We start from the raw sequence: 18,564 nt of genomic DNA, 5'->3' as shown, positions 1-18,564 counted from the left end.
CCGATGGAAACCATTGCCAGCCTGCCGCGTGCAGCCGTTCCGCGCGCCGTTGCCAAGCCTGCACCTGTTGCTGTTGCTGCGCCAATCCCGCAGCCCGCCCCCCCCCCCGCATGGGGCCAACGGTCAGCTTGCATAACGGCTGCCCGGCTTCGTCGCCTTATGGCGCACGGGTAACGCTGCGCGATGGCCGCCGGTCGCTGCTTTGCTCGTCTGATCCCGGTTTTGATGTGGTTTCTGCGACCGCGCGCGCGCAGCTTTCCGGGGCGCTGCCGTCGGCCACCCCCCGCCCCGTGCCGCATAATCAAACGCCGCCAGCGCCCGCATATGTGCCAAAATCAGGCCCGACAGATATGGGCGTCGCTGCTGGCCGGGGCTATCAATGCCCGGCAGCAGCCCCGGTGGCGCGGCGTTACGCGGTTCGGGGGGGCGGTTCTACGGTCATGTGCACGACGGCAGCGGGCGGATTGGAAAGCGCCACGCCACCGCTGACTTTGGGCGCGGAGCGTGAAATCGAGGTGCCGAAAGGTTACCGCAAGGCGTGGAAGGATGATCGGTTGAACCCCGATCGTGGCAAGGGCACGGCATATGGGCAGGCCCAACAAGATCAGGTTTGGACACGCGATCTTCCGGCTGAACTGGTGGCCGGGGCAAAGGTGCAAAAGGCCGTGAAACGCCAGTCCTACACTACCTCATCCAGCAACGCCCCGCGCAAGGCCGCAACCGGGCGCTATTATGTTCAGGTTGGCACTTTTGGCGAGGCGGCCAATGCCACACGCACCGCATCGCGGTTGCAGGGGCTTGGCCTGCCGGTCGCAAAAACACGCATCACCAGCAAGGGGCGCCAATTGCAGATCGTTATGGCAGGGCCGTTTGGCGATGCTGGAACCGCCAAGGCGGCCCTGTCAGCGGCCCGCCGCTCGGGCTTTGGTGATGCGTTTATCCGTTAGGTTCGGGCATCTGCGCCCTGAACGGGCGCGGCAAGAAGTCGGGCAGAATAAACCTTACCCCCTTTCCGGAGCAATCTGGAAAGGGTTTTTTTATATATGGTGCCACCATAAGCCGCTCTGTACAGCCGGGCGGTTTCACCCTACCGTCCCCGCATCCCGCGAAGCCTGTCGCGCCAAACCGAAAAAAGGAACTTGTTATGGCCAAGAAAGTCAAAGATCTGAAAAAAGAAATCAAACTGCGCAAAACCAAAATCGAGAAACATCTTGCCAAGATGAAAAAGGCCATGAAGGCGCTGAAAAAAGCGGATTGAGGGTTTGTCACTTTGGCTTGCGGGGCTGGCCGGATGGCTGGCCCTTTTTGCGTTTCGGGGCCTATGGCAAGGCGCAAGCGTTCTGGTGGTGTGGCCCCGCTTTTCCTGCGCCAAGCCAATCTCGATTTATTTGTAGAATGTCTTTCACGTTGTGCAATTAAGGCCCTTCCCCAGCCTTTGCAGACAGGCTATATGCCCGGGTATGACCGATCTAGATCTCATCCGCAATTTCTCCATCGTGGCGCATATCGACCACGGCAAATCCACCCTTGCGGATCGTTTGATCCAGTTGACAGGGACGGTGGCCGAACGCGATATGAAGGCACAGATGCTCGACTCAATGGATATTGAGCGCGAGCGTGGTATCACGATCAAAGCCAACTCGGTTCGTATCGAATACCCGGCCAAGGATGGCAAACGCTATATCCTGAACCTGATCGACACCCCCGGCCACGTCGATTTCGCCTATGAGGTCAGCCGTTCCATGCGCGCCGTCGAAGGCTCCTTGCTGGTCGTCGACGCCTCGCAAGGGGTAGAGGCGCAGACGCTGGCCAATGTTTATCACGCGCTGGATGCGGGCCACGAAATCGTGCCCGTTTTGAACAAGATCGACCTGCCTGCGGCCGATCCTGCCCGTGTCAAGCAGCAGATCGAAGATGTGATTGGCCTCGATGCCTCGGACGCGGTAGAGATTTCTGCCAAATCCGGCCTTGGCATCCCCGATGTGCTTGAGGCGATCGTTACCCGTCTGCCCGCCCCCAAAGGCGACCGCAATGCACCGCTAAAGGCGATGTTGGTGGACAGTTGGTATGACAGCTACCTTGGCGTGGTCGTGATGATCCGCGTGATTGATGGCGTGATTCGCAAGGGCGACCGCATCAAGATGATGCAAACCAACGCGGTTTACGGCGTGGATAAGCTGGCGGTTCTGAAACCCCAGATGGTTGATATCCCGGAACTCGGCCCCGGTGAAATCGGCATCTGGACCGGCTCTATCAAGCAGGTGCGTGATACCCGCGTGGGCGACACGATTACATCCGAGAAAAAGGGCTGCGACACCCCACTTCCGGGCTTCAAGCCTGCGCAACCCGTGGTGTTCTGCGGGTTGTTCCCGGTTGATGCCAATGATTTTGACGCCCTGCGCGACGCGATTGAAAAGCTGCAACTGAATGACGCCTCATTCAGTTCTGAAATGGAAACCTCTGCCGCGCTTGGCTTTGGGTTTCGCTGTGGCTTTCTCGGCCTTCTTCACCTTGAAGTTATCCGCGACCGGCTAGAGCGTGAATATGATCTTGACCTGATTACCACGGCGCCTTCGGTGGTTTTCCACCTGCACATGCGCGACGGAGAGGTGCGCGACCTGCACAACCCCGCCGACATGCCCGACCTGACATTGGTGGACCACATCGACGAGCCGCGAATCAAAGCCACGATCCTGGTCCCGGATGAGTATCTGGGTGATGTGTTGAAACTTTGCCAGGACCGTCGCGGCATTCAGATGGATCTGTCTTATGCCGGTCCGCGCGCGATGGTGGTTTATGACCTGCCGCTGGCCGAGGTGGTGTTCGACTTTTACGACCGCCTCAAATCGGTTTCCAAAGGCTACGCCAGCTTTGACTATGTGATTTCTGAATACCGCGAAGATCATCTGGTCAAAATGTCGATCCTTGTAAACGATGAACCCGTTGACGCGCTGTCGATGATGGTGCACCGCGACCGGGCCGAGGCACGCGGCCGCGCGATGGTGGAAAAGCTGAAAGATCTGATCCCGCGGCATATGTTCAAAATTCCGATTCAGGCGGCAATCGGCGGGCGCGTGATTGCCCGTGAGACCCTGTCGGCCATGCGCAAGGACGTAACTGCCAAATGCTATGGCGGCGATGCCAGCCGCAAGAAGAAGCTGCTGGAAAAGCAGAAAGCCGGTAAAAAGCGGATGCGCCAGTTTGGCAAAGTAGAGATTCCGCAAGAGGCATTTATCAGCGCTTTGAAAATGGATAGCTAAGCAGATCAGTCGCAAAACAGAGAGAGGGGGCAGCCAGCGCCCTCGCTTTTGCCTTGTGATTTCACGATGCCCCCTATGCGACAGGGGCCAAAGCATAGCCCATATGTCGCTGTGCGTTTCGGGGCCGATCGCCCCCCCCTTTGCTCATTTGGCAGCATGCATGCGCAAAACCCGTTGCCCGGTAAGGATGTGTTTGCAAGGGTTGCAAGGCACCCGCATTGCTTTCAACCGGCCTTTTGGCGGTGCGCACGGCGGCTGTCGCAGGGGCGCAGCGGGTGGACATGACCAAGCCAATGTCCGATACAATCTGGAATCATGAAGGACGGCAGTCCTTTTTCAAGGGGGGCGGCAAGGTTGCCCCAGGGCCTGCCATGCTGCGGCCCCGACTGAAAGACCCGGACTGAAAAGGTGAGGCGATATGAGAGATTGGCAAGGGAAACGATACTGGCTTATCGGTGCAAGCGAAGGCTTGGGCCTGGCACTTGCCCGCCAGATCAGCGCGGCAGGGGCCGAGGTGGTTCTGTCGGCGCGCTCTGCGGCGGGGCTGGAAAGGGCGGTCGCGCAAATGTCGGGCAAGGCGACGGCGGTGGTGCTGGATGTGGCCGATAGCGCGTCGGTGCGCCGCGCGGCTGAAACAGTGGGCGCGGTGGACGGTGTTGTCATGTTGGCCGGGGCCTATTGGCCGATGCGGGCACAAGACTGGAACGCCGATCAGGTTGAGGCGATGTGTGATGTGAACTTTACCGGCTGCGCGCGGGTAATCGGCGCGGTGCTGCCCGCAATGGTGGCGCGCAACCACGGGCATCTGGTGATTACCGGATCGCTTTCGGGGTTTCGCGGCTTGCCGGGGGCCACTGGCTATGCTGCATCAAAGGCGGGCGTGATGGTGATGGCCGAATGTCTTTACGCCGATCTGCGCGGCAGCGGCATCACGGTGCAGCTTGCCAACCCCGGCTTTATCCGCACACGACTGACCGAGAAAAACGATTTCTCAATGCCATTCCTGATGGAGCCGGAAGCGGCTGCGCGCGAAATCTTCGAGCATATGCAGACGGACCGTTTCAAGACCAGTTTCCCCACGGTGTTTTCATGGCTGTTTCGTCTGTCGCAGTTCTTGCCCGATTGGGCCTATTATCGGCTGTTCGCGCCCAAATGACGCGTCAAGCCAAGGCGCTATGCCTATCGAACAGCGCCTTGGCCCGCCCCCAGACGCCGCCTGCCAGATCATCCAGCCCAAGAAGCGAGGGCAGCAGCAACCCGGCAAAATCCTTGCTGCTCTCGACCGGCAAAAGCGACGGCAGATTGTCAATTGCGGTGACATCCAGCACCGGGTTTTCTGCCACGCGCAGCGCAGGTGCGGCCCAATCGGTCGCGTGGTCGTAAACCTTGATCGGTGAAAATTCAGATGTCGGATCGCAGGCAATATCGCCGATAACCGACAGCGTGCGCGGGGCGGTCAGCGCCGATTTGGGCACGAAAACCGGGCAACCGGGCCGCGCCAGAATACAGTTCAGAAAAATCTCATGCGCCAGAACTTCGGGGAAGGGGCCAGCATGTGCTGTCTCGGCCATGTCCCATTTGGTCACACCAACCCCCATCGCTTCGCACAGGTCAGCGGCCCCGGTGCCCACCCGCCCCAAAGCGCCAATGACAATCGCGCGGGGCCGGGCCGGGCCAATCGCTGCAAGCTCGGCCCCCAGATCCGCCAGCAACGCCTGTTTGCCGGGGTATTTCGCCACTGGCCCGGCGATGCCGCCGCGCGTCTGGGCCGCCCAGCATTTCAGCGCCACCGCCGCCCCGGCATAGCCCGCCCAATAGCCAAACGCAGCCACGCGCCGCCCGGCCTCATCCACCAGATACTCTATATCATAAAGTGTGCCGCCCCCGGCCTTGAACCTTTTCAGCAGCGTTTGCCCGGCAGGCTGGCCCTTGTAGGCATGACCAAACAAGATATGCCGATGCGGCAGGGGGGTGCCATCTTCGGGCAGCTCCTTCAGGCCAAAGATGATCGCATTGCGCGGCGCGTCTGGCCAGCTATTTTCCGGGGCAATGGCGCAGCCTGTGGCGCGATAGCCCGCAATCGGGATCGCACGAACCGCGCTGTCTTCAACCGTTACCTGAAAACCGGCAGCCAGCAGGGCTGACACGCCATCTGGTGTAATGCCAACGCGTTCCTCATTCGGGCGCTGTTCGGCGCGGACCCAGATATGTGTCATGTGATGTCCTTACTCGCTGAGAAAGCGGTTGTACCCGCGCCGGATCGCCCGTTTTTGCCAATGCTCGGCGGCAAGGCAGGCGTCGCGCAGGTTGGAAAACCATGTAATTTGATGATTGCCAGACCCGGCCCCCGGCCTGCCACGCTGCCCCCATTCACGCAGCACAGAGTATTCGCCAAACAGGTTATAGGCCACGTCAACGCGGTAATAGCGGGCATCACCCTTGCGATTGCGCAGCAAATGGAAACCGATCATTTCTGCCCCCCGGCTTGGCTTTTGCCGCTGAAGATACCAGATTTGAAGTGGAGCAACAGAGAAAACTGGCAGGTGATGGGCAGCAAATGAAACGACGCGCGATATTTGGGGCGGGTTTGGCGTCCCTCTTTGCAGGCTTTGCCCTGTCAAGGGCCTTGCGGCCCAAACCGCTGAACCCGGCGCAATTCGCGGCGCGTTACGCTGTTCCTTTGCCGGGGCCGGGCAGGGGGCTTTCAGTCTTTCATCTTGGGCACAGCCTTGTCGGGCGCGATATGCCTGCGATGCTGGAGCAACTTGCGGTTGCGGCTGGTTTTGCCGGGCATCGACATGCCAGCCAGTTGGGCTGGGGCGCCAGCCTGGATCAGCATCGCATCGGCCCCGCTGCGGTGCCGGGTTTTGCGCAGGAAAACGCCCACCCCAACCACGCCCCCGCCGAGTTGGTGGCCCGGCCCGGTTATGACGCCGTGGTGCTGACCGAAATGGTTGAAATCGCTGATGCCATCCGCCATCACGACAGCGCCGCAGCCCTGGCCTATTGGGCGCGGGCCGCGCGTGCGGGCAACCCCGAGGTGCGGCTTTACCTGTATGAAACCTGGCACCGGCTGGATGATGCCGAAGGCTGGCTGACCCGCCTTGACGCCGATTTCACGCGGGCGTGGCAAGACGCGCTGTTGCGTGTGGCGATGGCTGACCCGGATGTCGGGACAATTCATCTTGTTCCCGGCGGTCAGGTTCTGGCTGCCGCAACGCGGGCAATAGAGGCGGGGCAGGTGCCGGGGCTTGCCAGCCGTGACGCATTGTTTTCGCGTGATGCCTCGGGCGCGCTGGACCCGATCCATCTGGGCGATGCCGGCGCATATCTGATCGCCTTGACCCATTTTGCTGTGCTGTATCATCAAAGCCCGGAAGGGCTGCCGGGGGCCTTGCGAAAGGCCGATGGGCAGGCTGCAACCCCTCTGGCGATGGCGGCCGTGGCCCCCCTTCAAAGGCTGGTCTGGCAGGTGGTCACAGGTTATGCTTTGACTGGGGTGGACAGGGCCAAGGTGGATGGCGGCTGACCCTTTGGGCGCGCAGGCCGTTGGATTGCAAAGCGAAGGGTGAGGGCATGTCGGTATTGGCGCTGTTGATGGATATTCTGTATGTCGGCCACAGCCTTGTCGGCCCCTCATTGCCGCCGATGGTCGAGGCGGGGCTGGGCAGGCAGGGCGCCCCGGCAGAGGTTTTTGCGCAGGTGATCAACGGCGCACCGCTGCGCTATAGCTGGGACAACAGCGCCGAGGGGGAGCGGGGGGATGCCCGTGTGATCCTGCCCAAGGGCGAAACCTCGGTGCTGGTATTGACCGAGGCCATACCGATTGCAGCGCAGGTGGAATGGAATGACACTGCGGGCTATGTGGCCAGGTTCGCAGGGCTGGCGTGGCAGGCGCGGCCTGATACCCAAGTCTATATCTATGAAACATGGCCAAGCCTCAAAAGTGGGGCCGGGGTTGAAATTGCCGGCGATCCCGGCGCGGGCACCCCTTGGCGCGAACGGCTGACCGCAGATTTGGCGCTTTGGGAGGCGGCTACAGCAGCGGCCAACGCCACCCGCCCCAAAGCTGCGCCCTTGGTGCGGATTATCCCTGCCGGGCAGGCGATGGGGCAGCTGGCCGATGCGATCGAGGCGGGCCAGGTGCCGGGGATTGACCGGATAGATGCGCTGTTTGAGGATGACATCCACCCCGATGACCGTGCGGTCTATTTTCTGGCGCTGGTGCATCTGGCGGTGATCACGGGCAAAGACCCCACGGGGCTGCCAGCCAAATTGACACGCCATTGGCCCAGCCGCGCGGGCGTCATCACGGATGCGCAGGCCGCCGCGTTTCAGCGCATTGCCTGGGCTGCGGTGACGGATTACCAAACGGGCGATGTGCCAAGGCTGAAGATTTTGGCCGATGCCGAAAGGGAGGCGCGGGCCAGGCCGGATGCCGCGGCCGTGCCGGTTGCGGCCCCTGTGCCGGACGTGGCCGCAGCAGCGCCGGCTGGCTTTCCCAAAGCCGTGCTTGCAAACGCCATACCCGCCGAACCGGGTGACACACCCGAAATCAAGGTGAAACCCACCGCTTCCTCTGATTTTGCGGTGGTGAACATGCCGCGCGCCATTACCAACCCGCGCCTGTCTTTGGGGCTGGCCGAGGTGGTGGATTGGTCGGTGCAGCAGCCCTTTATTGACGTGATGAAAACCGCGCGTGCCTGGATCGGTCATCGCCAAGGCGGTTGGGGTGGGGTCGAATATGAGGCGCTGCGCGATGGCGGATATCTTGATGCCAACGGTTGGCCGATTGCGCTGCCGCCCGATGTTACCGGGCTTTCAACCCTTATCCTGACCGATTTGCCGCCAGAGGCGGGCAAGGTTGCGGGGCGCTATGTGTTGCGCTATGCGGGCAAGGGCCGCGTGACGCTGACAGGCCGGGCCGAGGGGGTTGCGGCCATGCCGGGGCAAGTGTCGTTTGATTATGTGCCGGGGCCGGGCAGTGTGATCATAACGCTGTCTGCACCCGATCCCGCCGACCCGATCCGGGAAATCTCGGTGGTGCGCGCTGATCGGTTGGCGGCCCATGAGGCGGGCGCGCTGTTCAATCCTGATTGGCTGGGCCGTATTCGCGGGGTCAAGGGGCTGCGCTTTATGGATTGGATGGCAACCAATAATTCCAAACTTGCTGGGCTGCATGATCGCCCGAAACCGCAAGATTTCTCTTGGGCAATCAACGGCGTCCCGATTGAGGTGATGATTGCGCTGGCCAATGAACTGCGCGCTGATGCCTGGTTCACCCTTCCACATCTGGCCGAAGATGCGCTGGTGCGGGCCTATGCCGAGGCGGTGCACAAAGATCTGGCACCGGGGCTAAGGGCGCAGGTGGAATATTCGAATGAAATGTGGAACTGGCAGTTCGGGCAAGCCGCCTGGGCCGCAGACCAGTGCCGCGCGCGCTGGAATACCACCGACTGTTGGGTGCAGTATTACGGCCTGCGCGCCGCCGAGGTGGCAGATATCTGGGCCGAAGTGTTTGGTGCGGCGGGCAAGCACCGGCTAACCCGTGTGATCGCCACACAAACCGGCTGGATGGGGCTGGAGGAACAGATATTGACGGCGCCTTTGGCTGTGGCCGAAGGGCGCGCGCCCCCCGTCGCCAGCTTTGATGCCTATGCCGTTACCGGCTATTTCGCCGCCGGTCTGGGCAGCGCCGAAAAGGCGGATCTGCTGCGCGACTGGATCACCGACAGCCGTCACCTTGCCCTTGCCCAAGCCGATCAGCAAGGGCTGACAGCCAAAGCCAAAGACGCGTTTGTCGCCGCCCATCGCTTTGACATGGTCACAGACCGCGCGGCGACCGAGTTGGAGAACGGCTTTGTCACCGGGCAATCTGCTGACACGTTGGACGCCTTGCTGACCGAGGTGCTGCCCTATCACGCAAACCGCGCCAAGCAGCACGGGCTGACGTTGATGATGTATGAAGGGGGCAGCCATGTCGTTGGCAGCGGCGCGCTTTTGAACGAGGATGAGGTGACGGCGTTTTTTCAGCATCTCAATTATACGCCGCAAATGGGCGCGCTTTATGCGCGGCTGCTGGAAGGTTGGGCCAGATTGACGCCGGCACCGTTCAACGCCTTTGTCGATGTTTCCAGCCCGAGCAAATGGGGCAGTTGGGGCGGCCTGCGGCATCTGGGGGATGACAACCCGCGCTGGCAGGCTTTGGCGACCGGGTGTAAAACATGCTGAGCGTGATTTTGCCCGCCAGTAATGAGGCGGGCTATATCGGCCCCTGTCTTGCCGCGCTGCTGGCCTCGGACCCGGTGCCGGGCGGGGCAGAGGTGATTGTGGTTGCCAATGGGTGTCGGGATGATACCGCCGCCCACGCCCGCAGCTATGCGGCGGCCGCGCAGGCGGCAGGGTGGCGGCTTACGGTGATCGAGCGGCCTGTGGGCGACAAGATCGGCGCGCTGAACGCGGGCGATGCGGTGGCGCGTGGCGCCATGCGGGCCTATCTGGATGCGGATGTTATCGTCAGCCCTGCCTTGATCGCGCAGCTTGTGCAGGCGCTGGCGGTTGCGGCCCCCCGCTATGCATCTGGCCGTGTAGAAATTCCTGCGGCAAAATCCGCGATCACCCGCGCCTATGCCCGGTTTTGGCTTTCCCTGCCCTTTGCCAAAAGCGTTGCCCCCGGCTATGGGCTGTTTGCGGTAAATGCTGCAGGGCGGGCGCGTTGGGGCGAATTTCCTGCGATCATTTCAGATGATACCTTTGTGCGGCTGCAATTCAGCCCTGCCGAACGGATCGGCTGCACCGCCATCTATCGCTGGCCGATGATCGAAGGGTTTTCTGCCCTGGTGCGCGTGCGCCGAAGGCAAAATGCAGGCGTTGCCCAGATTGCGGCTCTTTTTCCCGGTATCCTCGCGCGTGAGGGCAAGCCCCGTCTTGGATTTTCCGGCCTTTTGCGCTGCGCGCGGGCAGAGCCCATGGGCTTTGCTGCCTATGCGGCGGTGTCGCTGGCCGTGAGGGCGCGGCGCGGCGGCGAAGACTGGACACGCGGGCGCTAGGGTGTTTCTGGTGAATGTTTTTGGGCGCTACAGCGTTTCGGCAACAAATCTGAATCGTCAACACCCTGCTGCGCTCTTGGGATATTGGGGCAACGATGTATCAGGTGTTTCCCCCAACCGCTTTCGCCACTGAATCGCCGCAAACGCAAACGCGGGCGATGTCAGATACGCCTGCACATGCGCTGCGTGGTCGGGTCGGGCGCTGAAAGAAGGGCCGCCAGCTTTGCCGCCTCGACATCTATATCATGGCGTTCAAAAACGCGGGCTCTGGCGGCTTTGCCCATGGTAGCCAGCCTGTCTGGTGGGGTGCTGGCCAGTGCTGCAATCGCCTCGGCCAGGGCCAGTGCATCACCCGCGGGAACGATCCAGCCGGTGAGCCCCGGAACAACCAATTCCGGCACGCCTGCAATAGCGGTGGCGATGACTGGCCGGCCTGCGGCCATCGCCTCCATCACCACCACGGGTAAACCTTCGGCAAAAGATGGCACGATCAGCGCTTGTGCGGCGGCCAGGGCGCGCTGCACACCGACCTCATCTTGCCAGCCTGTCAGGGTGACGTTGTCCAGCAGGCCGTTTGCCGCGATCTGCGATTCAATCTCGGGGCGCAGCGGGCCATCGCCAACCAGCGTTAGCCTGAGGCCGGGGTGGGAGGGGGCGGCCAGCGATATCGCCTCTATCAAAAGCGAAAAGCCTTTCTGTTCGGTCAGCCGCCCAATGGCCACCAGATGGGGGGCACCCGTTGGGCGTATCTGCCCCGAAGATTGTGCGGGCAAAGGCGAGCGAGAGAATTTTTCCGGCTCTACCCCGCAATGCACGATATGCAGTTTGTTCCAGTCATCCAATGCGGCCCAGCGATACAATTGGCTGCGGCCAAAACTGCTGATGGCGACCGTAAACATGGCATGATGCATCTTTTCGTCCAAGGCCAAGGCGGCCGGGGCGTCAAACTCTTCTGGCCCATGCACGGTGAAACTATAGCGTGGCCCGCCCAACAAACAGGACAGCATCGCAACGCTGGCCGAATTGGTGCCGAAATGCGCATGCAAGTGCGTGATACCCAACGCGGCACAGCGCTGCGCGACATAGGCCGCTTCGGCCAGATAGATCAGATGGCGCAACCGCCCCCCTGTGCCGGGGCTGCCGCCCGCGCCGCGCTTGCCACAGCGCAAGGCCACGGCGAAGGCCTTGGCCGCTTTTGCCGGGCTGGCAAACATCCGGCGCAGGCTGGCCGCGACCAGCAGGGCTTTGTTTTGGTGCAAGACATGCTCGGTGCGGTCATCCTCGGCCAGATCAGCGGGGTCGCGCAGGTTGGCCCTTTCCGAACGCATGGCAAAACGGTGAATTTCAAACCCGCGCCGTTCCAACGCCTGAATTTCGCGCCGGATAAACGTATGCGATGCACGCGGATAAGTGTTGATCAGATACGCGATTTTCACAACGGCACTTTCTTGCTGGATGGGTCAGGTCTAAAGCGCCATGCAGCCGTTGCAACCCTTCCTTTGGGTTTTGGCACTGCGGGCCAAAAGCCTGGGGCCGCTGGGTGTGTTGCCCAGCAACACCAAAGACCCGTCTGCCTGCATTTTGTGCGCGCGCTGCTGCGGCAGTATTGGCGCTACGGCATCTGTCTTGCGATGGCACCAATCTTGTCAGACTCTCGACATAATTTGACGTCAACCTTCTATAAACTAAATCAGTATAGGCAGGTGTGTGATGGATCAAGAAATACAGAGTCAATACGAACTGGGTCAATACGAACTGGGTCAACACGCACTGGCAGGAGAAAATAAAATGGTTATCGGCATCTTGTTCTCGGGAATTATCTCTGGTCTTTTGGCGGTGCTGGCAGGTTTGTTGTTTGGCTTTCCAATCTGGTTTTCGGTTTTGCTCTACCCGGTCGTGGCAATCTGCGGGGCCGCTGGCTTTATCAGCTTGGCTCTATCGTTGCAAAACGGGCCCGCAGGTAGCAGCAATCACGGATTTGCGGCTGAATAAAACGGCTTAGCGCCGCCTTATTGTTCGCTTGACGGAAACAGCCACATTGCGGGGGGCGGCCCCAGATTTCAAACCCATTGTCCCTGCCCAAGCCCGACATAGGGGGCGGCCGGGCCCATACTCACCGAATCAGCCGATACGCTAATTCGGCTATTCTTACCACTCAAATCTGCTTCAGGTTGTTTTCCGTTGAGCGAAGGCAAAACCTGGCGAAATAGTGTTCAGAATTTTTCAAGAATTTGAGGTAAACATGGTTGCGTCGTAACGTCATACCTCGCCAATCTATCATAAAATAAGATAAAATAGCAGATGGGGGCGTAACTGCCGAGTGTACGTGATGATCTGCTTTGATATTGTTTTTTGCGGCGTAACTGCCAAGATTGGCGCGACCAATCTCATTGGCTGCGCAAGTACTGTCACTGATCGGACTGTCTTGCACTCCTTATTATGTTCGGGGACGCAACAATGACAATGAGTTACTCTGACATGATTGTCGGTGGGGCTGGCGCAATTGAACACCCTGTGCGTGGCGCAGAGGGTGCTGCGGTCGGTCAGTGTCTGGCGCCGCCGTCGCGTGGGGTTTATCGCAGGCTCTTCAAACGTGCGCTTGATGTGGCTGCGGTGGTGATTTCTGCGCCGATCATCGTGCCACTTTTGTTTGGCCTTGCGTTGGGGGTGCGCCGCGATGGCGGTGGCGCGTTTTACAGCCAGTTGCGCGTCGGTATGGATGGGCGGCATTTCCGCATGTGGAAGTTGCGCAGCATGGTCAGCGATGCTGATGATCGCATGGCTGATTACCTTGCCGCCAACCCGCAGGCCCGCGCTGAGTGGGAGCGAACCCAAAAGCTTCAATCCGACCCGCGGATCACGACATTCGGGCAGTTCTTGCGCAGTTCCTCGCTGGATGAGTTGCCGCAGCTTTGGAATGTGCTATGCGGCGAGATGAGCCTCGTGGGGCCGCGCCCGATGATGTTGAACCAACAGGCACTGTATCCCGGAACGGCCTATTATCGCCTGCGGCCGGGTATTACGGGGTTTTGGCAGGTAGGGGGGCGCAATGGCACAACATTTGAGGCCCGCGCAGTCTTTGACGAGGCCTATGATGCCCAGTTGTCCCTTGCCACAGACCTTGGGGTCTTAACCCGTACCATTGGTGTTGTGATGAAATGCACAGGGTATTAGCGCGTTTTGTGCCCCGTCAGCGCCGTCTGTTCAGGCAGTGCGAATGGCTGACTATGAAAGCTGATCGTGGAGTTTCGGGCCAGTAGTCAAGGGGCATCGGCTTGCAAGAGCGACGATTCAAACTGATGAAATGAAAGAACCATTCGTCCGACTTCAAAGCCGGGGTTGCGTTTGAAGCGATCCGCAAGGGGCCAAGAAGGCCCGGCTAACCGAAATATCGAAAGCAACCGCTCCATTGGCGCTGCCTGCCTGACTTTGGTTGGATGGGCCAAAACACCTGCGTAGCGGTGTTTGTCACAGTAGCTGCCCGCCGATTTCATACAGTGCCCCTGATTTCAAAGGCGTTTTCATCACGTTCTAGGGGGGAGCCAGACCGGCCCCGCGGCTTGCCAGTTGCGGATCTTTCCTGACCAGCGCTCCGGCTTGTTCAAGCGAGGAGTTGCATAGAGCAAGGCCCGTTTTCAAGGGGGGCGTGGCGCGCTGTGCCGATGCGCCCCATTGTACCAGCTTGCAATGGATTTTGCTCAGGTCTGAGCATCTGCTTTTGTGGCAACCCCCTTTGTCGGCCAGTCCGGGCGATATTTGCAAGCCCGGAACAACGCCCAGAGAAAGGGGGGGTCATTGCAGGCACGCAGCCGACTGTAGGGCGTGGTGATGCCCAGGTTTTCCATCGTTGATTTCATCGGGCTGCCGTTGTCGGCGTGTAGAACAAGCGGGTGAGCGATACAGGTCGGCATCACAGGTTTGATCGCTGACCGGCAACCCGGAACAGGTCTTTCGCTATTGTCCTGTGCGGGTTGCGGGCTGCGGAAGGGGGGCGGCAGAAATGAGGACTGCGAATGTTGCCAGTTGCTTTTATGATTTATCTTGCCGGGGCTGTGCTGCTGCTTTGCGCTGGGCTTATCATCGTCAAATCTTATATATGGATACGAAATAACGATTTTACATATATTGTTTGGCGTGAAAGATCTGTGTGGCATACCGCCTGCTTTTTCCCGCCGATACTGCGCCAGATTTCCCTTTCCTGCACTTCCAAAGATGAGGCCCCAGCATGTCGTCCCCTCTTTCCCCCCGGCTGAATGATGCTTTTCCTGACCCGGCAAAAGGCGAGCCGTTCTTGTTGACCCCCGGCCCGCTGACCACCGCGCTGTCGGTGAAAGAGGCGATGTTGCGCGATTGGGGGTCTTGGGATGGTGATTTTCGCGCCATGACGCAATCGGTCTGCGACCAGTTGCTTGCGCTGGCCGGTGCTACGGGTGCCGATAGGGGTTCTGCTACGGGTGCCGATAGGGGTTCTGCTACGGGTGCCGATAGGGGTTCTGCTACGGGTTCCGATACGGGTTCCGATACGGGGGGCGCGTTTGTTTGTGTGCCGTTGCAAGGGTCGGGCAGCTATTGCGTTGAGGCGATGCTGGGCACTTTCGTGCCGCGTGATGGCAAGGTTCTGGTGCTGGCCAATGGGGCCTACGGGTTGCGGGCGGCGGAAACCATGCGCTATCTGGGCCGCGCCTATACGCTGATTGACAAGGGTGATTATATGCCGCCGCGCGGCGCGGAAGTGGCGGCGGCACTGGCCGCAGACCCTGCGATCACCCATGTGATCATCTGCCATTGCGAAACCTCGTCCGGGATCTTGAATCCGGTCGAGGAAATTTCCGAGGCGACCTATGCCGCGGGGCGCAAGCTGTTGATCGACAGCATGTCGGCCTTTGGCGCGGTTGATCTGGATGTAAGCCGCCTTCGCTATGAGGCGATGGTCAGTTCCGCCAATAAATGTATCGAAGGCGTGCCGGGTTTTGGTTTTGTGATTGCCCGGCGGGCCGAGCTGGCGGCCTGCCGCGGCAATTCGCATTCGCTTGTGCTTGATCTTTACGCGCAATGGGTGAATTTCGAGAAATCGGGCCAGTGGCGCTATACCCCGCCGACCCATGTCGTCGCCGCCTTTCTGGAGGCGCTGCGCCTGCATGCGGCGGAAGGCGGGGTGGCCGGGCGCGGGGCGCGCTATTGCAAGAACCGGGATGTGATGGTGGCGGGGATGCGCGGGCTTGGGTTTGAAACCTTGCTGAAAGATCGCTGGCTGTCGCCGATCATCGTGACCTTCTTTTGCCCGGCCGACCCCAAATTTGTCTTTGCCGCGTTTTATGACCGGATGAAGGACAAGGGGTTCATCATTTATCCCGGCAAGCTGACGGTTGTCGACAGTTTCCGCATCGGCTGCATTGGCCGGATGGATGATGCGGTCATGACCAGGGTGGTCAAGGCCGCGGCCGACACCCTGGCCGAGATGGGCGTTGCCTCGGCGGCCCCGCCCGCTGCCGCCCTTGCAGAACGCGCCAGATTGGCGGCCTGAATGTTAATGAGATAAGGACTGACCATGACCCAACGCCCGCCCGTCATTGTGAATGACCGCAGCTATCCCTGGCCCAAAGTGACCGCGATTGCGATTTGCCTGGATGGCTGTGAACCCGAGTATCTGACCCAGGCGATTGCCAAGGGCCTGATGCCGACCTTGCAGCGGATGCGCGAGACGGGGACCGACCGTTTGGCGCATTCGGTGATCCCGTCTTTTACCAACCCCAACAACCTGTCCATCGCCACCGGGCGGCCGCCCTCGGTGCATGGCATCTGCGGCAACTACCTGTACGAACCGGAGACGGGGCAAGAGGTGATGATGAACGACGTGCGGTTCTTGCGCGCGCCAACGGTGTTTTCCAAATTCCATGACGCCGGCGCGCGGGTGGCGATTGTGACCGCCAAGGACAAGCTGCGGGCCTTGCTGGGGGCAGGGCTGCGCTTTGAGGACGGGCGCGCGAAATGTTTTTCGGCCGAGCGGTCTGCCACCTCGACGCAGGCCGAGCATGGCCAGGACAATGCCGCGGCGTGGTTGGGTTTTGGCCAGCCCGAGGTGTATTCGGCGGAGCTGTCGGAATTTGTCTTTGCCGCGGGCGTCAAGCTGCTGGCCGAGTGGAAGCCCGATGTGATGTATCTGACCACCACCGATTATGTGCAGCATAAATACGCCCCGCATCAGCCCGAGGCGCAGGCTTTTTACGCGATGTTCGACAGCTATCTTGCGCAGCTTGATGCGATGGGGGCGGCGATTGTGGTGACCGCCGATCATGGCATGAAGCCGAAACATGATGCCAAAGGCGAGCCGCAGGTGATCTATGTGCAGGATTTGCTGGATGAATGGCTGGGCAAGGCTGCGGCCCGCGTGATCTTGCCGATCACCGACCCCTATGTCGTGCATCACGGCGCTTTGGGTGGGTTTGGCACGGCCTATCTGCCCAAAGGCGCGGATCAGGCCGATATTATCGCGCGTCTGGCTGCGCGCCCCGAACTTTTAGAGGTGATGGACCGGGCCGAGGCGGTGACGCGCTTTGATTTGCCCGCTGACCGGATCGGCGATATCGTCATGATCTCGACCGAGAACATGACCATCGGCACGTCGGCGCATCGCCATGATCTGGCGGCACTGAATGAACCTTTGCGCAGTCATGGCGGGCTGACCGAACAAGAGGTGCCGTTCATCGTGAACCGGGTGATGGATTTGGGCAATGGCGCAGATCTGCGCAATTTCGATGCGTTTTTCGTGGCGACCACGGCGGCGGCACTATGAGCTTTGACCCCAGAACCCGCAAGATTGTGCCAAAGCATGAGGCCATGCGCATTGGCGGCGAAAAGGTGTTTACCGATGAGGTGGTCGAGGTTCGCTATCCCTATACCGATGCGGTGATCGGCAGCGTGCCTGCGGGCCGCGCCGAACATGCGGCCCGCGCGTTCGAGATTGCCGCGGCCTACAAGCCGGCCCTCAGCCGCTATGAACGCCAGCAGATTCTGTTCCGCGCCGGGGCCCTGATCAAGGAACGGCGCGAGGAACTGGCCTATTGGCTGGTGCTGGAACTGGGCATTTGCTGGCAGCATGCGCTGTATGAAACCGGGCGCGCCTATGACGTGTTCACGCTGGCCGGGCAGATGGCGATTCTGGATGATGGCCAGATTTTTTCCTGTGATCTGACGCCGCAGGGCAAGGAACGCAAGATTTTCACGCTGCGCGAACCGGTGCGGGCGATCTCGGCGATCACGCCGTTCAACCACCCTTTGAACATGGTTTCCCATAAAATCGCCCCGGCGATTGCAACGAATAACTGCGTGGTGTGCAAACCAACCGAGCTGACACCGCTGACCGCGATTGCGCTGGCGGATATCTTATATGAGGCGGGGCTGCCGCCGCAGATGTTCCAGATCGTGACCGGCTGGCCGAAAGATATCGGCGATGAGATGATCACCAATCCCAATATCGACATCATCACCTTTACCGGCGGGGTGCCGGTGGGCAAGCTGATCGCGTCCAAGGCGGGCTACAAGCGGATGGCGCTGGAACTGGGCGGCAATGACCCGCTGATCATCTGCAATGACCTGTCGGATGCCGATCTGGACCGCGCGGCGACGATCGCGGTGGCCGGGGCCACGGGCAATTCGGGGCAGCGCTGCACGGCGGTAAAACGGATTTTGGTGCAGGGCGCCGTGGCTGACAGATTTGTGCCGATGGTGCTGGAAAAGGCCCAAAAGCTGCGCTTTGGCGACCCGATGGACCCCGCAACCCAGCTGGGCTGCGTCGTCCATGCCCAGGCCGCCGCGCTGTTCGAGCGCCGCTGCTTTGAGGCCGAAAACCAGGGGGCCAAGATTCTCTATCACCCTGGCCGTCAGGGGGCGCTGCTGCCGCCGATTGTCATTGACCATGTGCCGCATGGGTCGGAATTGGTGATGGAGGAAACCTTTGGCCCCATCGTGCCCATCGTGCGCGTGCCCGATGACGACGCGGCGGTGATGGCGATTTCGAATTCCACCCAGTTCGGCCTGTCATCGGGGGTTTGCACCAATGACCTGCACCGCGCAATCGCCTATGTGAACGGGCTGGAGGTGGGCACGGTGAACATCTGGGAACAACCCGGCTATCGCATTGAAATGTCACCCTTTGGGGGCATCAAAGACAGCGGCAACGCAGTCAAGGAAGGCGTGCTGGAGGCGATGAAATTCTTTACCAACGTCAAAACATACTCCCTGCCATGGCCACGCTA

The 18,564-nt window shown here is 60.5% G+C and carries 14 protein-coding genes; 11 read left to right on the top strand and 3 right to left on the bottom strand.

Features of this window, described 5'->3' with window-relative positions:
• Positions 1–128: 128 nt before the first annotated feature.
• The 3 genes from VDP61_RS15605 (at position 129) to VDP61_RS15595 (ending at position 4,416) form a co-directional block, all read left to right on the top strand.
• Positions 129–947 carry an SPOR domain-containing protein gene (locus VDP61_RS15605; protein ID WP_323007794.1) on the top strand — a complete coding sequence of 273 codons (819 nt, stop codon included), beginning with the start codon at positions 129–131 and terminating at the stop codon, positions 945–947.
• A 513-nt stretch (positions 948–1,460) separates the two neighbouring features.
• Complete coding sequence (gene lepA / locus VDP61_RS15600) at positions 1,461–3,260, top strand: translation elongation factor 4 (protein ID WP_323007793.1); 1,800 nt, start codon at positions 1,461–1,463, stop codon at positions 3,258–3,260.
• A 418-nt stretch (positions 3,261–3,678) separates the two neighbouring features.
• Positions 3,679–4,416 carry an SDR family NAD(P)-dependent oxidoreductase gene (locus VDP61_RS15595; protein ID WP_323007792.1) on the top strand — a complete coding sequence of 246 codons (738 nt, stop codon included), beginning with the start codon at positions 3,679–3,681 and terminating at the stop codon, positions 4,414–4,416.
• A 4-nt stretch (positions 4,417–4,420) separates the two neighbouring features.
• Here VDP61_RS15595 and VDP61_RS15590 read toward each other — a convergent pair whose 3' ends face one another.
• Positions 4,421–5,476 (bottom strand): saccharopine dehydrogenase, encoded by a 1,056-nt coding sequence (locus VDP61_RS15590; RefSeq protein ID WP_323007791.1) that lies wholly within the window; start codon positions 5,474–5,476, stop codon positions 4,421–4,423.
• A 9-nt stretch (positions 5,477–5,485) separates the two neighbouring features.
• Positions 5,486–5,731: a WGR domain-containing protein gene (locus VDP61_RS15585; RefSeq protein WP_323007790.1), complete on the bottom strand. Its 246-nt coding sequence runs from the start codon at positions 5,729–5,731 to the stop codon at positions 5,486–5,488.
• 86 nt (positions 5,732–5,817) lie between these two features.
• On the opposite strand from VDP61_RS15585, the gene VDP61_RS15580 reads away from it, so the two are divergent.
• Genes VDP61_RS15580 through VDP61_RS15570 form a run of 3 tightly spaced genes read left to right on the top strand, consistent with a single transcriptional unit; the run spans position 5,818 to position 10,309 of the window.
• Entirely contained in the window at positions 5,818–6,789 is a 972-nt protein-coding gene (locus VDP61_RS15580; protein ID WP_323007789.1) for a hypothetical protein, read from the top strand.
• A 47-nt stretch (positions 6,790–6,836) separates the two neighbouring features.
• Entirely contained in the window at positions 6,837–9,491 is a 2,655-nt protein-coding gene (locus tag VDP61_RS15575) for a hypothetical protein (protein WP_323007788.1), read from the top strand.
• Positions 9,485–10,309, top strand: a complete 825-nt coding sequence (locus tag VDP61_RS15570; protein ID WP_323007787.1) for a glycosyltransferase family 2 protein — start codon at positions 9,485–9,487, stop codon at positions 10,307–10,309. Before VDP61_RS15575 ends, VDP61_RS15570 begins: the two co-directional genes overlap by 7 nt.
• 161 nt (positions 10,310–10,470) lie before the next feature.
• Here VDP61_RS15570 and VDP61_RS15565 read toward each other — a convergent pair whose 3' ends face one another.
• Positions 10,471–11,745, bottom strand: coding sequence for a glycosyltransferase (locus tag VDP61_RS15565; protein ID WP_323007786.1), 1,275 nt, complete (start codon positions 11,743–11,745; stop codon positions 10,471–10,473).
• A 274-nt stretch (positions 11,746–12,019) separates the two neighbouring features.
• On the opposite strand from VDP61_RS15565, the gene VDP61_RS15560 reads away from it, so the two are divergent.
• The 5 genes from VDP61_RS15560 to phnY form a co-directional block, all read left to right on the top strand.
• Complete coding sequence (locus VDP61_RS15560; protein WP_323007785.1) at positions 12,020–12,301, top strand: hypothetical protein; 282 nt, start codon at positions 12,020–12,022, stop codon at positions 12,299–12,301.
• 465 nt (positions 12,302–12,766) lie between these two features.
• Positions 12,767–13,483 (top strand): sugar transferase, encoded by a 717-nt coding sequence (locus VDP61_RS15555; RefSeq protein WP_323007784.1) that lies wholly within the window; start codon positions 12,767–12,769, stop codon positions 13,481–13,483.
• Positions 13,484–14,534: 1,051 nt separating this feature from the next.
• Positions 14,535–15,833, top strand: coding sequence for a 2-aminoethylphosphonate--pyruvate transaminase (locus tag VDP61_RS15550; RefSeq protein WP_323007783.1), 1,299 nt, complete (start codon positions 14,535–14,537; stop codon positions 15,831–15,833).
• Positions 15,834–15,857: 24 nt separating this feature from the next.
• Complete coding sequence (gene phnA, locus VDP61_RS15545) at positions 15,858–17,102, top strand: phosphonoacetate hydrolase (protein ID WP_323007782.1); 1,245 nt, start codon at positions 15,858–15,860, stop codon at positions 17,100–17,102.
• Positions 17,099–18,564 (top strand): phosphonoacetaldehyde dehydrogenase (phnY, locus tag VDP61_RS15540; RefSeq protein ID WP_323007781.1); only part of this gene is annotated, 1,466 nt, incomplete at its 3' end. The genes phnA and phnY, both read left to right, overlap by 4 nt.

It is taken from the genome of Pseudorhodobacter sp., from assembly GCF_034675685.1.
Taxonomy (GTDB): Bacteria; Pseudomonadota; Alphaproteobacteria; order Rhodobacterales; family Rhodobacteraceae; genus Pseudorhodobacter.
Note: the sequence above shows the minus strand (reverse complement) of the source record. Positions and strands in the feature narration are given on the sequence as shown.

Excerpts from the sequence above, each read along its gene's own strand:
- lepA (WP_323007793.1), top strand. The coding sequence starts at position 1,461 with ATGACCGATCTAGATCTCATCCGCAATTTCTCCATCGTGGCGCATATC.
- VDP61_RS15595 (WP_323007792.1), top strand. The coding sequence starts at position 3,679 with ATGAGAGATTGGCAAGGGAAACGATACTGGCTTATCGGTGCAAGCGAA.
- VDP61_RS15590 (WP_323007791.1), bottom strand. The coding sequence starts at position 5,476 with ATGACACATATCTGGGTCCGCGCCGAACAGCGCCCGAATGAGGAACGC.
- VDP61_RS15585 (WP_323007790.1), bottom strand. The coding sequence starts at position 5,731 with ATGATCGGTTTCCATTTGCTGCGCAATCGCAAGGGTGATGCCCGCTAT.
- VDP61_RS15580 (WP_323007789.1), top strand. The coding sequence starts at position 5,818 with ATGAAACGACGCGCGATATTTGGGGCGGGTTTGGCGTCCCTCTTTGCA.
- VDP61_RS15575 (WP_323007788.1), top strand. The coding sequence starts at position 6,837 with ATGTCGGTATTGGCGCTGTTGATGGATATTCTGTATGTCGGCCACAGC.
- VDP61_RS15570 (WP_323007787.1), top strand. The coding sequence starts at position 9,485 with ATGCTGAGCGTGATTTTGCCCGCCAGTAATGAGGCGGGCTATATCGGC.
- VDP61_RS15560 (WP_323007785.1), top strand. The coding sequence starts at position 12,020 with ATGGATCAAGAAATACAGAGTCAATACGAACTGGGTCAATACGAACTG.
- VDP61_RS15555 (WP_323007784.1), top strand. The coding sequence starts at position 12,767 with ATGACAATGAGTTACTCTGACATGATTGTCGGTGGGGCTGGCGCAATT.
- VDP61_RS15550 (WP_323007783.1), top strand. The coding sequence starts at position 14,535 with ATGTCGTCCCCTCTTTCCCCCCGGCTGAATGATGCTTTTCCTGACCCG.
- phnA (WP_323007782.1), top strand. The coding sequence starts at position 15,858 with ATGACCCAACGCCCGCCCGTCATTGTGAATGACCGCAGCTATCCCTGG.